This is a genomic window from Streptomyces sp. HD, assembly GCF_028369295.1.
In the GTDB taxonomy this organism is placed as follows: Bacteria; Actinomycetota; Actinomycetes; order Streptomycetales; family Streptomycetaceae; genus Streptomyces.
Map to the genome: position 1 here is coordinate 31665 of NZ_JAQMYP010000006.1, position 12453 is coordinate 44117.

The 12453-nt window shown below is 72.0% G+C and carries 15 protein-coding genes; 9 read left to right on the top strand and 6 right to left on the bottom strand.

All coding sequences use genetic code 11. From position 1 onward, the window contains the following. The first annotated feature begins 54 nt into the window (after positions 1-54). From POF73_RS07875 to POF73_RS07890, 4 genes are read left to right on the top strand one after another with little or no spacing between them, the layout of a single operon-like run. Positions 55-639, top strand: a complete 585-nt coding sequence (locus tag POF73_RS07875; protein WP_272113795.1) for a TetR/AcrR family transcriptional regulator — start codon at positions 55-57, stop codon at positions 637-639. Between the two features lie 13 nt (positions 640-652). Then, positions 653-1225, top strand: coding sequence for a DUF4865 family protein (locus POF73_RS07880; protein ID WP_272113796.1), 573 nt, complete (start codon positions 653-655; stop codon positions 1223-1225). Between the two features lie 16 nt (positions 1226-1241). After that, the gene (locus POF73_RS07885; RefSeq protein ID WP_272113797.1) at positions 1242-1418 is read left to right on the top strand and encodes a DUF1272 domain-containing protein; all 177 of its coding nucleotides are present in this window, start codon (positions 1242-1244) and stop codon (positions 1416-1418) included. A gap of 19 nt (positions 1419-1437) precedes the next feature. Beyond that, on the top strand, positions 1438-1839 hold the full coding sequence (locus POF73_RS07890) for a tautomerase family protein (RefSeq protein WP_272113798.1): 402 nt from the start codon (positions 1438-1440) through the stop codon (positions 1837-1839). 24 nt (positions 1840-1863) lie between these two features. Here POF73_RS07890 and POF73_RS07895 read toward each other — a convergent pair whose 3' ends face one another. Further along, positions 1864-2850, bottom strand: coding sequence for a hypothetical protein (locus POF73_RS07895; RefSeq protein ID WP_272113799.1), 987 nt, complete (start codon positions 2848-2850; stop codon positions 1864-1866). A gap of 109 nt (positions 2851-2959) precedes the next feature. After that, positions 2960-3409 (bottom strand): RpiB/LacA/LacB family sugar-phosphate isomerase, encoded by a 450-nt coding sequence (locus POF73_RS07900; protein WP_272113800.1) that lies wholly within the window; start codon positions 3407-3409, stop codon positions 2960-2962. 84 nt (positions 3410-3493) lie between these two features. Between POF73_RS07900 and POF73_RS07905 the strand changes: the two genes are divergently transcribed. Next, the gene (locus POF73_RS07905) at positions 3494-3781 is read left to right on the top strand and encodes a hypothetical protein (protein WP_272113801.1); all 288 of its coding nucleotides are present in this window, start codon (positions 3494-3496) and stop codon (positions 3779-3781) included. A gap of 3 nt (positions 3782-3784) precedes the next feature. On the opposite strand, the gene POF73_RS07910 is transcribed toward POF73_RS07905, so the two are convergent. Together POF73_RS07910 and POF73_RS07915 are read right to left on the bottom strand one after the other, a co-directional pair. Beyond that, the gene (locus POF73_RS07910; RefSeq protein WP_272113802.1) at positions 3785-5026 is read right to left on the bottom strand and encodes an ROK family protein; all 1242 of its coding nucleotides are present in this window, start codon (positions 5024-5026) and stop codon (positions 3785-3787) included. Positions 5027-5062: 36 nt separating this feature from the next. After that, positions 5063-5719 carry an alpha-ketoglutarate-dependent dioxygenase AlkB family protein gene (locus POF73_RS07915; RefSeq protein ID WP_272113804.1) on the bottom strand — a complete coding sequence of 219 codons (657 nt, stop codon included), beginning with the start codon at positions 5717-5719 and terminating at the stop codon, positions 5063-5065. A gap of 102 nt (positions 5720-5821) precedes the next feature. Here POF73_RS07915 and POF73_RS07920 point away from each other — a divergent pair, with 102 nt between their 5' ends. Then, positions 5822-6955, top strand: a complete 1134-nt coding sequence (locus POF73_RS07920; RefSeq protein ID WP_272113997.1) for a methyltransferase — start codon at positions 5822-5824, stop codon at positions 6953-6955. 26 nt (positions 6956-6981) lie between these two features. On the opposite strand, the gene POF73_RS07925 is transcribed toward POF73_RS07920, so the two are convergent. Together POF73_RS07925 and POF73_RS07930 are read right to left on the bottom strand one after the other, a co-directional pair. Further along, positions 6982-7836: a class II fructose-bisphosphate aldolase gene (locus POF73_RS07925; RefSeq protein WP_272113805.1), complete on the bottom strand. Its 855-nt coding sequence runs from the start codon at positions 7834-7836 to the stop codon at positions 6982-6984. A gap of 76 nt (positions 7837-7912) precedes the next feature. Beyond that, positions 7913-8794 carry an SIS domain-containing protein gene (locus tag POF73_RS07930; RefSeq protein ID WP_272113806.1) on the bottom strand — a complete coding sequence of 294 codons (882 nt, stop codon included), beginning with the start codon at positions 8792-8794 and terminating at the stop codon, positions 7913-7915. Positions 8795-8927: 133 nt separating this feature from the next. Between POF73_RS07930 and POF73_RS07935 the strand changes: the two genes are divergently transcribed. The 3 genes from POF73_RS07935 (at position 8928) to POF73_RS07945 (ending at position 12450) form a co-directional block, all read left to right on the top strand. Beyond that, the gene (locus tag POF73_RS07935) at positions 8928-9707 is read left to right on the top strand and encodes a DeoR/GlpR family DNA-binding transcription regulator (protein WP_272113807.1); all 780 of its coding nucleotides are present in this window, start codon (positions 8928-8930) and stop codon (positions 9705-9707) included. A gap of 131 nt (positions 9708-9838) precedes the next feature. Continuing rightward, positions 9839-11686 (top strand): glycoside hydrolase family 15 protein, encoded by a 1848-nt coding sequence (locus POF73_RS07940; RefSeq protein WP_272113808.1) that lies wholly within the window; start codon positions 9839-9841, stop codon positions 11684-11686. A gap of 116 nt (positions 11687-11802) precedes the next feature. After that, positions 11803-12450, top strand: coding sequence for an isochorismatase family protein (locus POF73_RS07945; protein WP_272113809.1), 648 nt, complete (start codon positions 11803-11805; stop codon positions 12448-12450). The last annotated feature ends 3 nt before the right edge of the window (positions 12451-12453 follow it).

Below are 12453 nucleotides of genomic sequence, written 5' to 3' on the forward strand. Positions count from 1 at the left end.
TCCGAAGTGGCTCGCGTGGAGCTTGCCGTGGGCTCGACTTCTGTAACTACTAGTATGTACAGTGATCGCATGAGCACCTCGGACCGATTGATCGAGTCCACCCGGGAGCTGCTGTGGGAGCGCGGCTATGTGGGCACCAGCCCCAAGGCCATCCTGGAGCGGGCGGGTGCCGGGCAGGGCAGCATGTACCACCACTTCAAGGGGAAGCCGGACCTCGCGCTGGCCGCGATCCGGCGGACCGCCGGGGAGATGCGGGCTACCGCCGCGGGAGTACTCGACGGGCCGGGCACGCCGTACGAGCGCATCGAGGCGTATCTGCGGCGCGAGCGTGATGTGCTGCGCGGCTGTCCGGTCGGGCGGCTGACCATGGACCCGGACGTGATCGCCAGCGACGAGCTGCGCGCGCCGGTCGACGAGACGCTGGACTGGTTGCGGGAGCGACTCGCCGGGATCGTCGAGGAAGGCAAGGAGCAGGGGCAGTTCGCCCCCGGGCTCGACGCCGAGGCGATCGCGGCGACCATCGTCGCGACCGTGCAGGGCGGCTACGTCCTTGCCCGCGCGTCCGGTTCGCCCGACGCCTTCGACCTGGGCGTACGGGGCTTGCTCTCGCTGCTCTCCCCACGCCGGGAACCCCACTAGGAAGGCGAATCCGATGCACGCGATGCAGTACCCGCTCACCCTGCCCGCCGACTACGACATGGAGATCGTCCGTCGGCGCGTCGCCCGCAAGGGCCATCTGCTCGACGACTGGGACGGGCTGGGCCTCAAGGCGTACCTGGTGCGTGAGCGCGGCGTGCACGGCTCACCGGTCAACCAGTACGCGCCGTTCTATCTCTGGAACACCGTGCCCGGCATGAACTCCTTCCTCTGGGGCGGCCCCTTCCAAGGCATCGCCGACGACTTCGGGCGACCGTCGGTCCGGCAGTGGACCGGGCTGGCCTACGAGGAGGGCGGCGCCGCCGACTCCCCCGCGCAGGTCGCGGTGCTGCGGCATCAACAGGTGCCGGACGGGGTGCAGTTGACCGACTTCGCGGCGGAGGCGGTGCGGGAGACCGGGCGGCTGGCCCGCGAGGACGGCGCGGTGCTCTCGGCGTCCGCCGTGGACACGAGCCGTTGGGAACTGATCAACTTCTCCCTCTGGGAGAACGACACGCCCAAGGCCGACGGCGACGTGTACGAGGTGCTGTACATGTCCGAGCCGGGGCGGGACCGGTTGCCGGGCTGACGAGGAAGGCAAAGACATGGCACTGGAGATGCGCGATCGCTGTGAGCGCTGTGAGACGGCGGAGCTGCCGCTCGACGCGCCCGCCCGTATCTGTTCCTACGAGTGCACCTTCTGCGTGGCGTGCGGCGAGGCCATGCGGGACATCTGCCCCAACTGCGGTGGCGAGCTGGTCCCCAGACCTCGCCGCAGGTGACGACAAGGAGACCCCACCCATGCCCTTCGTCCGCATCGACGCCATGGGAGCCGACCCCGAACGGCTCGACGCTCTCGGCCGTGCCGTGCACGACGCCCTGGTGGACGCCATCGGAATCCCGCCGGACGACCGCTTCCAGGTGCTGACCGGCCACGACGGCACCCGGAGCACCCTGCGCTACGACGACGGTTACCTCGGCATCCACCGGGACGACGGCCTCGTCCACGTCACGATCACCATGCGGTCCGGCCGGACCCCCGCGCAGAAACAGGCCCTGTACCGGCGGATCGCCGAACTCGCCCTTGCCTACGCGGGGACCGAGCCGCGCAACGTGTTTGTGAACCTGCTGGAGAACGAGCCGATCGACTGGTCTTTCGGCGACGGGGTGGCGCAGTACGCCACCGTGGCGCCTCCGCCCTAGGCGGGATGATCCAAAGGACGGGGCCTAGCGGCCGGACCCGCCCTCGCCACGGGCCAGGAGTTCCTTGCGCCGGGCGCCCAGAGCGCTCAGCGACTCCTCGGCAATGTCCGCCAGGGCCACCGGACACAGCAGGTGCTCCAGCGGAGCCGTTTGCGCGCGGTTCCGTTCGTAGAGGGCGCGTCCTGCGGGGCTGCTGAGCCTGATGCCGAGTGCGGCGGCGTTCGGGCCGCTACGGGGTGGAACCGGGTGCCCGTCGTGTGCGCACGTCGCCGCGGCGTAGTCCGGCAGCGTCGCTTCCAGCGCCACGATCAGCGCGTCGAGCACGGAGGCGTCCCGCACGAGGTCGGAGACGGCGTACCCGGTGACCGCCATGACGACCAGCAGGCGTCCGGGGCGGTCCGCCGGCTTGGCGGAGCGCAGCTCCTCCGCGTGAAGGGAGATCTCTTCGTTGATGTCGATCCCCGGGTCCGGGTAGCCGTGCAGCAGGGCGGCCAGTGCGTCGATGTCGTCCTGGGCTCCCACCGGCAGCCGGGGCGGGACGTCCACTGCCGAGCCGGGTTCGATGATGTCCAGGGCGATCCGCGCGAGTCCGGCGACGTTGCGCGGACAGAGCCACTGCTCACGGGGATGGTTCTCGTCCCATGCGGCGTTCGGGTCGGGGAGGTTGCACAGCTGCCGGGCGAGGTCCTCGTCGCACTCGGGTTCTTGCTCCCGGTAGGGGTGCGTCTCGTGCTCGCAGGGCCGGTCGCGCAGGGCGCCGTCGGCCGCCTCCAGTGCCGCTCTGGCCTCCGGCACGACGCCGTCGCCCGGCGCCCCGGCGGCATAGGGGGCCATCATCAGCAGACCGATCGTCCACACATATGCCGTCTCCCCGCCGGGATCGTCGGCGAGCCGCGCGGCGCAGTCGAGGATCCTGCGGTCGTACGTGTCGTCGAGCAGGCGGTGATACTCCTGCCGGATCTCCTCCCAGGAACGGACGAGTTCATCGAGCGGCATGTCGTCGGTGATCACCGAGTGAGCGTATGCCACGCCCTACGGACCAGGCCGACTCGGAGCAACGGTGCCTCATGGCCCCCGCGCCCCCGCGCCCCCGCGCCCCCAGGATGATGAAGGGCCGGGCCTACCGCCCGCTGCCGTCCAGCCGCCCCACGCGGGCCACGTTCTCCCGGTCCTCCGCGTCCCCGCTCGGCTCGCCGGCGAACCAGGCGTCGAGGATCTCCTTGAGCAGGGGCTCGGAGGTGAGGCGCAGGCTGAGGGCGAGCACGTTGGCGTCGTTCCAGCGGCGGGCGCCGTCCGCCGTGTAGGCGTCGGTGCACAGGGCGGCCCGGACGCCCGGCACCTTGTTCGCGGCGATCGACGCGCCCGTGCCGGTCCAGCAGCACACGACTGCCTGGTCGGCGGTCCCGGCGGCGACCTCACGGGCTGCCGCCTCCGAGCAGGCCGCCCACTGGGGGTCGTCGCCGGGGCTCAGCGCGCCGTGGGGCACCACGTCGTGGCCGCGGTCGCGCAACTCGGCGACGAGGAGCCGGGCGACGGGTTCGTCCATGTCCGAGGAGACCGAGATCCGCATGGGGCGAGCGTACCGCTGGGCATGCGCCCGCCCGGTGTGCGGCCGAGCATGGAGATGAACGGTGGGAACGGCCGAGGAGGAACCATGCCGACCCTGCACATCGAGCATCCGATCACGGACTTCACCAGGTGGAAGACGGCCTTCGACCGCTTCGCCCCGGCACGCGCTGACGCGGGCGTACGCCACTACCGCGTCCAGCAACCCGTCGACGACCCCTCCTACGTCGTCGTGGACCTCGACTTCGACGACGTCGCCGACGCCGAGCGGTTCCTGGGGTTCCTGCAATCGAGGGTGTGGTCGTCGGCCGAGAACGCGCCCGCGCTGGCCGGGGCGCCCCGGACGCGGATCCTGGAGATCGCCGAGGAGCGGTGAGGCCTACGGCGTCAGCGCACCCAGCGGATCGTCCAGCACCGGCTGCCACGCCAACTCGGCCGCGCCGACCAGGCTGTTGTGGTCGAGGGTGCACGCGAGGATCGGGACGCCACCGCTCTGACCCCACAGGCTGCGGTCGGCGACGACCGCGCGGAGGCGTCCGGGGTCGGCGTCGAGGAGGGTGCGGTGGAGGCCGCCGAGGATGATGCGGTCGGGGTTGAGGATGTTGACCAGGCCGGCCAGGCCCAGGCCGAGGCGGTCGATGAGGGCCTCGGTGGCCGTACGGACCGTGGGGTCGTCGTAGTGGTCGCCGATCAGGTCCTTGGCCTGCTGGAGCAACGACACCTCGGGGCCGGGATCCCGCCCCGCCGCCGTGAGCAGGGCCAGCGGGTCGGCCTCGACGTCGAGGCAGCCCCGGCTGCCGCAGTGGCAGGGGCGGCCCTCGGGGTTCACGGTGAGGTGGCCGACCTCCAGGGCCAGGCCCGAACTGCCGGTGTGCAGGCGGCCGTCGAGCACGAGCGCACCGCCGACGCCCCGGTGCCCGGTGGCCACGCACAGCAGGTCACGGGCGCCGCGTCCCGCGCCGTGCCGGTGTTCGGCGAGCGCGGCGAGGTTGACGTCGTTGGCGGCGAACGCCGGTCCGGTGATCCCGGCCGCGCGCACGCACTCCGTGAAGATACGGCGCACGGGGGCGCCCACGGGCCACGCCAGGTGCAGCGGGTTCAGGGCCAGGCCGTCGGGTTCGGCCACGGCGGACGGTACGGCGAGTCCGGCGCCGACGCACCGCCGTCCGGTCGTGCGCAGCAGGTCGGCGCCCGCTTCGACGACCGAGCCGAGCACCTTGGCCGGGTCGGCGTCCACGGTCTCGCAGCCGGGCGCGGTGGCGACGATACGGCCGCCGAGGCCGACCAGGGCAGCCCGGAATCCGTCGGCGTGCACCTGTGCGGCGAGGACGACGGGCCCGTCCTCGGCGACCGCCAGGCGGTGCGAGGGCCGGCCCTGCGATCCGGCCGCCGCGCCGGGCCGGGCGTCGACCCGGATCAGCCCGAGCGCCTCCAGCTCGGCGGCCACCGCCCCGGCCGTCGCCCGGGTCACGCCGAGCTCGGCGGTCAGGACGGCACGCGTGGGCGCGCGCCCGGTGTGCACGAGCTCCAAGGCGGGTCCGAGCGCGCCGCGCCCCCGGTCCAGCCGCGTCCTTGAGGTGGTCCCTTCCCCCGCCGGCCGGGGGTCCGCCTTGCCGCTCATGAGGGGGAGTCTCCCATGATCCGCAGTCGCCGTGGCCTACAGCCCGCTCACTCTGAGCGTGACGTTCAACCGCCCGGTCAGCCCCAACTCCGGCGGCGCGGTGCCCGGCTGCACGCTGGGCACACCGTGGTAGGCGAGCCGTGAGGGGCCGCCGAACACGAACAGGTCGCCGCTGCGCAGTTCGACGTCCGTGTACGGCCGGGTCCGGGTCTCGGTGTTGCCGAAGCGGAAGACACAGGTGTCGCCCAGGCTCAGCGACACGACCGGCGCGTACGACCTCTCGTCGCTGTCGCGGTGCATGCCCATGCGGGCGTCCGCGTCGTAGAAGTTGATCAGCGCGATGTCGTACGCGGCCTTCGAGTACGCCGCCTGCGGCTCGCCCAGCGTGTCCCGCACCGCGCGGCGGCCCAGCTCGCCCAGCCAGTCGGGGAACGGTTTCACTGGGGCACCGTCTCCGTCGACGACCGTACGGGCGTAGGTGTAAGGGTGCCAGTGCCAGCCGAGGCAGACCTGCCGGGCGGTCATCGTGCCGCCGCCGGGCGTGCGGACGGTGCGCAGGCCGGCCGGTGGGCGGGCCCACTCGCGGCAGGCCTCCAGCAGCTCGCGCTGGGCCTCGGCGGCCAGCCAGTCGGGCACATGGACCGCGCCCGGCGCGACCTCCGTACGCTCCCGGGGGAACAGTTCGGCGTCCATGCCTTCCATCCTCCCCCACCGGCCGTGAGCTGCGGCTCGGCCGACGGCGGGTGCGGGCACCTCCCCGCGGTCGCTTAGCCTTGACGCACGATGAACGACCGTATGACGACGCCCTGGGGCGAGCTCGCGCCGACCCGTTTCCCCGAGGACCCGCGCGACAGGCTGCGCGCCTGGGACGCCTCCGACGAATACCTCCTCAGGCACCTGGCGGAGCAGGAGATCCCGCGCTCCGGCACGGTCGTGGTCGTCGGTGACCGCTGGGGCGCCCTGGTCACGGCGCTCGCGGCGCACCGGCCGACGCAGATCACGGACTCCTACCTCGCCCAGGAGGCGACGCGGGCCAACCTCGCCCGCGCCGGGGTCGAGGCCGGTACCGTGCGGCTGCTCACCACGCAGGATCCGCCGCCCGCCCGCGTCGATCTCCTGCTGATCAGGGTGCCCAGGAGTCTGGCGCTGCTGGAGGACCAGCTGCATCGGCTGGCGCCCTCGGTGCACGAGGGCACGGTGATCGTCGGCACGGGCATGGTGAAGGAGATCCACACCTCGACGCTCCAGCTGTTCGAGCGGATCCTCGGCCCGACCCGCACCTCGCTCGCCGAGAAGAAGGCCCGGCTGATCTTCTGCACGCCCGACCCCTCCCAGCGACGGCCCGCGAACCCGTGGCCGCACACCTACGCCCTCCCCGACGGCGTCGGCGCGGTCTCGGGGCGCACGGTCGTCAATCACGCGGGCGTGTTCTGCGCCGACCGGCTCGACATCGGCACGCGGTTCTTCCTGGGGCAGCTGCCGGACGGGAAGGGGCTGCGGCGGGTGGTGGATCTCGGGTGCGGCAACGGGGTCGTCGGTACGGCGGTGGCGCTGGCGAACCCGGAGGCCGAGGTGCTGTTCGTGGACGAGTCGTTCCAGGCGGTGGCCTCGGCGGAGGCGACGTACCGGGCGAACGGGGTTCCCGGGCACGCCGAGTTCCGGGTCGGGGACGGGATGGCGGGCGTACCGGCCGGAAGTGTCGACCTCGTGCTGAACAATCCGCCGTTCCACTCGCATCAGGCGACGACCGATGCGACGGCCTGGCGGATGTTCACGGGGGCGCGGCGGGCGCTGAAGCCGGGCGGTGAGCTGTGGGTGATCGGCAACCGGCATCTCGGCTACCACGTGAAACTGCGGCGGTTGTTCGGCAACAGCCAACTGGTCGCGAGCGACCCGAAGTTCGTGGTGCTGCGGGCCGTGAAGCGGTAGCCGCGGCGCCCGTGGTGGGCAGCGGGTCAGGGAGCGCTCAGCACCCGGATGGTGCGGGCCACCGTCTGCACCATCGCCTCCCGCCCCACGCTGAGGTACTTGCGTGAGTCGACCGCCTCGGGATGGGTGGCGAGGAACTCCCGGATCGCGGTCGTCATGGCGATGTTCAGGGCCGTGCCGACGTTGACCTTGGCGATGCCGCCCGCGACCGCCGCTCTCAGTTCGCCGTCGGGGACGCCGGAGGAGCCGTGCAGGACGAGCGGGATGTCCAGGCCGGCGGAGAGGCGTTTGAGGAGGTCGTGGTCGAGCGTCGCGGTACGGGTGGTCATGGCGTGCGAGCTGCCGATGGCGACGGCGAGGGCGTCGACACCGGAGTCGGTGACGAAGGCGTGCGCCTCGGCCGGGTCGGTGCGGGCGCCGGGCGCGTGGGCGTCGAGCGGCGGCTCGCCGTTCTTGCCGCCGAGCCGGCCCAACTCGGCCTCGATCCAGAGGCCTTGGGCATGCGCCCAGTCGACGGCGGCCTTCGTCGCGGCCAGGTTGTCCGCGTACGGCAGCCGGGCCGCGTCGTACATCACCGAGCTGAACCCGGCGGCCGGCGCCTGCCGCAGCAGGTCGTCGCTCTGGATGTGGTCGAGGTGCAGTGCGACGGGGACGGCGGCGCGTTCGGCGGCGGCGACGGCCGCACGGGCCAGCGGCAGAAGACGCCCGTAGCGGAACTTGACGGCGTTCTCGCTGACCTGGAGGACGACGGGCGCGCCCACCGACTCCGCGCCGGCGATGACGGCCTCGACATGCTCCAGGGTGATGACGTTGAAGGCGGCGACTGCGGAACGGGCTGCGGCGGCGCGGGTGATGAGCTCGCCGGTGGTCGCGAGGGGCACGGCTGTCCTTTCTCGGCGCGGGAGGGGACGCGTCTCGACGTATGACGCCACGCGTCCCGGTCTCTGACGGGACGTGTCAGGGGGCGAGGATCACCGAGCGGGTGAGGTGGCGCGGCTGGTCCGGGTCGAGGCCGCGGGCCACGGCGACGGCGACCGCGAGCCGCTGGGCGCGGACCAGTTCGGCGAGGGGGTCGAGGCGGCCCTCGATCCACAGCCCGCCCGTGGCGCGGACCTGTTCGGCGAGCCCTTCGGGTGCCTCGCCGAACATCCAGGTCGCCGTGCCGCTGGTGGTGATGCTGATCGGGCCGTGCCGGTACTCCATGGCCGGGTAGGCCTCGGTCCAGGACAGCGACGCCTCGCGCATCTTCAGCCCGGCCTCATTGGCCAGGCCCACGGTCCAGCCGCGCCCCAGGAACGTGAACTGCCCGCACGCCACGAGCCCTTCGGGCAGCTCGCCGGCGAGCGCGGTGCGGGCGTCGGCGACGATCGTGTCGGTGTGCAGACCGAGGTGGGCACGGAGCAGGGTGAGGGCGGTGGTGGCGAACCGGGTCTGCACGACGGACCGTTCGTCCGCGTAGTCCAGGACGGCGACCTCGTCCGCGGCCGCCATGACGGGCGTGTCCGGGTCGGCGGTGATCGCCGTGGTGGGCGTGCGCCCCTTCAGCTTCCCCAGCAGATCGAGGACTTCCGTTGTGGTCCCGGAGCGGCTGAGGGCGAGGACCCGGTCGTACGTCCGCCCGTACGGGAACTCCGACGCGGCGAAGGCGTCCGTCTCCCCCGCGCCCGATTCCTCGCGCAGCGCGGCGAACGCCTGCGCCATGAAGTACGACGTGCCGCAGCCGACGACCGCGACCCGCTCCCCCGGCGCCGGCAGCGCCCCGCGGAGGCCGGTCGCCTCCGCCGCGCCGCGCGCCCAGCACTCGGGCTGGCTGTTGAGCTCGTCCTCGACATGCGTCATGCCGCCATCCTTCCGGCCCACCCCGAGTTCTCGTGATTGTTCATGCAAGATATAGCCACCTTTCGAGCAGAATCAAGCAATACAGCTGAGAGGGGTGCGCTAAGGTCGCCGGAGATCGAGGAATGGAGGGCGGATGTCGCGCGACGCCCGCTGGAAGACGCTGCTGGAGCTGCTCGTCGAGCGGGGCCGGCTGGACGTCGAGGAGGCGGCCGCCGAGCTGGAGGTGTCGGCCGCGACGATCCGGCGTGACTTCGACCAGCTCGCCGAGCAGCAGATGCTGGTGCGCACGCGCGGCGGCGCCGTCGTGCACGGGGTGTCGTACGAACTGCCGCTGCGCTACAAGACCGCCCGGCACGTCTCCGAGAAGCAGCGCGTCGCCAAGGCGGTGGCCGATCTGATCGCGCCCGGCGAGGCGGTGGGGCTGACCGGTGGGACGACGACCACCGAGGTGGCGCGCGCCCTGGCCGTGCGCAGCGACCTGGCGTCCGGCACGCCCGCGCTGACCGTCGTCACGAACGCGCTCAACATCGCCAACGAACTGGCCGTGCGCCCCCAGTTCAAGATCGTGGTCACGGGCGGGGTCGCGCGCCCGCAGTCGTACGAGCTCATCGGGCCGCTCGCGGACGGGGTGCTCGCCCAGATCACCATCGATGTGGCGGTGCTCGGCGTCGTCGCCTTCGACCTCACGCACGGCGCCGCCGCGCACGACGAGGCGGAGGCGGCGATCAACCGGCTGCTGTGCGAGCGGGCCGAGCGGGTGATCGTGGCCGCGGACTCCAGCAAGCTGGGGCAGCGGGCGTTCGCCCGGATCTGCGCGGCCGACGCGGTGGACACACTGGTCACGGACACGGCGGCCGACCCGGAGACGGTGCGGCGCTTCGAGGAGGCGGGCCTGCGGGTGGTCACGGTCTGACCGGCGCCCCGAGCCGCCGCCGATTCCCGAGCCCTTCACCCCCGCCCTCGCCCCGCCCTGATCCCGGCACCCGCCCGGCCGATTCCACCTACGCTGGGAGCGAGGCGCGTGGTCGGCCCAGGGAGGCTGCGATGAGCACGACACCGATCGACCAGGACGGACCGGCGGCTGCGCGGCGGCCGGGGCGTTATCTGCCGATCGCCGAGCACGGGCTGATCGGCGATCTGCGCAGTGTGGCCCTGGTCGGGACCGACGGCACGATCGACTGGTACTGCTGCCCGGCCTTCGACGCGCCGAGTGTCTTCGCGGCGATCCTGGACGCGGAGCGGGGCGGCTGCTTCGAGCTGGCGGCCACGGTGCCGGCGAAGACCAAGCAGTTCTACTTTCCCGACACGAACGTCCTGATCACCCGTTTCTTCACCGAGGACGGCGTCGGCGAGGTACAGGACTTCATGCCGGTCGACGGCGGCTCGTTCGAGGCGGAACGCCACCGGCTGATCCGGCGCGTGGTGTGCGTACGCGGATCCATCCCGTTCCGGACGCGCGTGGCGCCGCGCTTCGACTACGGAGCGGCGCCGCACACCGTGCGCAGGGTCGGCGACGTCGCGGTGTTCGAGTCCGAGAAGCTGTCGCTCGGGCTGACCTCGACCGTGCCGCTGGAGGTCGACGACCTGGACGCGCACGCCGAGTTCAAGCTCGCCCAGGGCGAGTCGGCGGTGTTCGCACTGGACCAGGTCGGCGGCGAGGTGACCCCGCGCCGGTGCGCGCACAGCGAGGCCGAGGCGCAGTTCAACAGCACGGTCGACTACTGGCGGCACTGGCTGTCCGCCTCCAAGTACCGGGGCCGCTGGCGGGAGATGGTGCACCGCTCCGCCCTCACCCTGAAGCTGCTCACCTACGCGCCGACCGGCGCCATCGTGGCCGCGCCGACGACGAGCCTGCCCGAACAGATCGGCGGCGAACGCAACTGGGACTACCGGTACGTGTGGGTGCGCGACGCCGCCTTCTGTGTGTACGCGCTGCTGCGGCTGGGCTTCACCAGCGAGGCCGAGGCCTTCATGAACTTCGTGACCCGGCACATCACCCCGGGCGACGGCAAGCCGTCCGGCCCGCTGCAGATCATGTACGGCATCGACGGCCGCGCCGATCTGCCGGAGCGTGAACTCGGCCATCTTGAGGGGCATCTCGCCTCCGCCCCGGTACGGATCGGCAACGCCGCCTCCGACCAGCTCCAGCTCGACATCTACGGTGCGCTGATCGACTCGATCTACCTGTACGACAAATGGGCGGAGCCCGTCTCCAGCGACCAGTGGGACGATGTGTGCGCGCTGGTGGACTGGGTGTGCGAGCACTGGGACCAGCCCGACGAGGGCATCTGGGAGACCCGCGGCGGCCGCAAGAACTTCCTGTACTCGCGCCTGATGTGCTGGGTGGCGATCGAGCGGGCGATCCGCATGGCCAACCGGCGCGGACTGCCCGCCGATCTGCCCCGCTGGCAGGCGTGCCGGGACACGATCTACCGGCGGATCATGAAGCGCGGCTGGTCCGAGACGCGTCAGGCGTTCGTCCAGCACGAGGACGGTGACGTGCTGGACGCGGCCGTACTGATGATGCCGCTGTCGAAGTTCATCGCGCCGACCGATCCCAAGTGGCTGTCCACCCTGGACGCCCTCACCCAGGAGCTGGTGTCCGACTCGCTGGTCTACCGCTACGACCCGGGAGCGAGCCCCGACGGGCTGCGCGGCGACGAGGGCACGTTCTCGATCTGCTCGTTCTGGTACGTCGAGGCGATGGTCCGGGCCGGCCGGGTGGACGAGGCACGGCTCGCCTTCGAGAAGATGCTGACGTACGCCAACCATCTGGGCCTGTACGCCGAGGAGATCAGCCACACCGGTGAGCAGCAGGGCAACTTCCCGCAGGCGTTCACCCACCTCGCCCTGATCAGTGCGGCCTTCAACCTCGACCGCGCCCTGGGATGACGGGAGTTGACCGGTTTCACCGGCGAGACAATCGAACTTAGGTGAGGCTAACCTAAATAGGGGCGCGGCGGAGCCGCATATCTGTGCAGCCCCGACTCACCGAAGGGCAAACCGAGATGACCTCTGGCTCGATCTTCCCGTACGTCATGCCGACTCCCGCGATGCTCCCCGACGATCCGACCGGGTGGCTCCTCGACCCGGGCCGGGCTGCGCTCCTGGTGCTCAATCTGCAGCGGCGCTTCCTGCGGGAACTGGTCCGTCAGGGCACCCCGGTCGCCGAACTCCTCGTGAACGCGGGCAAGTTGATGGACACCGCCCATGCCGTGGGCGTCCCGGTCATCCACTCGGTGCCGGCCGGCGAGCGGGGCCCCGCCCCCACCGGACGCCCCTTTGGCCCACCCGCCGACCGGGGCGGCGAGGCGTTCGCCGAGCAGGTGCTGCCGCACATCGGCGACACCGTGCTCACCGCGCGGAAGTACAGCGCGTTCGCCCGGACCCGGCTGGACAGCCGCTTACGGGAGCTGAGGCGCGATCAGGTGGTGGTCGTCGGGTTGTTCGCCCGGGTCGGCGTGCTGATGACGGCCGCCGACGCCTGGGTGGCGGACCTGGAGCCGTTCGTCGTCGCGGACGCCATCGCCGATGTGTCCGCCGGGAGCCACGAGTTCGCGCTGGAGTGGGTGGCGGACACCTGCGGGGCGGTGACGTCCACGGATCGCGTGGTGACGCTCTTCGACCCCGCCGTGCCCACGGCGGAAGCGGTCTGACCC

Bases quoted from the DNA above. Each gene is read 5' to 3' on its own strand.
- POF73_RS07880 (WP_272113796.1), top strand. From the start codon at position 653: ATGCACGCGATGCAGTACCCGCTCACCCTGCCCGCCGACTACGACATG.
- POF73_RS07900 (WP_272113800.1), bottom strand. From the start codon at position 3,409: ATGCGGATCTCGGTCTCCTCGGACATGGACGAACCCGTCGCCCGGCTC.
- POF73_RS07905 (WP_272113801.1), top strand. From the start codon at position 3,494: ATGCCGACCCTGCACATCGAGCATCCGATCACGGACTTCACCAGGTGG.
- POF73_RS07920 (WP_272113997.1), top strand. From the start codon at position 5,822: ATGACGACGCCCTGGGGCGAGCTCGCGCCGACCCGTTTCCCCGAGGAC.
- POF73_RS07915 (WP_272113804.1), bottom strand. From the start codon at position 5,719: ATGGACGCCGAACTGTTCCCCCGGGAGCGTACGGAGGTCGCGCCGGGC.
- POF73_RS07910 (WP_272113802.1), bottom strand. From the start codon at position 5,026: ATGAGCGGCAAGGCGGACCCCCGGCCGGCGGGGGAAGGGACCACCTCA.
- POF73_RS07945 (WP_272113809.1), top strand. From the start codon at position 11,803: ATGACCTCTGGCTCGATCTTCCCGTACGTCATGCCGACTCCCGCGATG.
- POF73_RS07940 (WP_272113808.1), top strand. From the start codon at position 9,839: ATGAGCACGACACCGATCGACCAGGACGGACCGGCGGCTGCGCGGCGG.
- POF73_RS07935 (WP_272113807.1), top strand. From the start codon at position 8,928: ATGTCGCGCGACGCCCGCTGGAAGACGCTGCTGGAGCTGCTCGTCGAG.
- POF73_RS07875 (WP_272113795.1), top strand. From the start codon at position 55: ATGTACAGTGATCGCATGAGCACCTCGGACCGATTGATCGAGTCCACC.
- POF73_RS07890 (WP_272113798.1), top strand. From the start codon at position 1,438: ATGCCCTTCGTCCGCATCGACGCCATGGGAGCCGACCCCGAACGGCTC.
- POF73_RS07885 (WP_272113797.1), top strand. From the start codon at position 1,242: ATGGCACTGGAGATGCGCGATCGCTGTGAGCGCTGTGAGACGGCGGAG.
- POF73_RS07930 (WP_272113806.1), bottom strand. From the start codon at position 8,794: ATGACGCATGTCGAGGACGAGCTCAACAGCCAGCCCGAGTGCTGGGCG.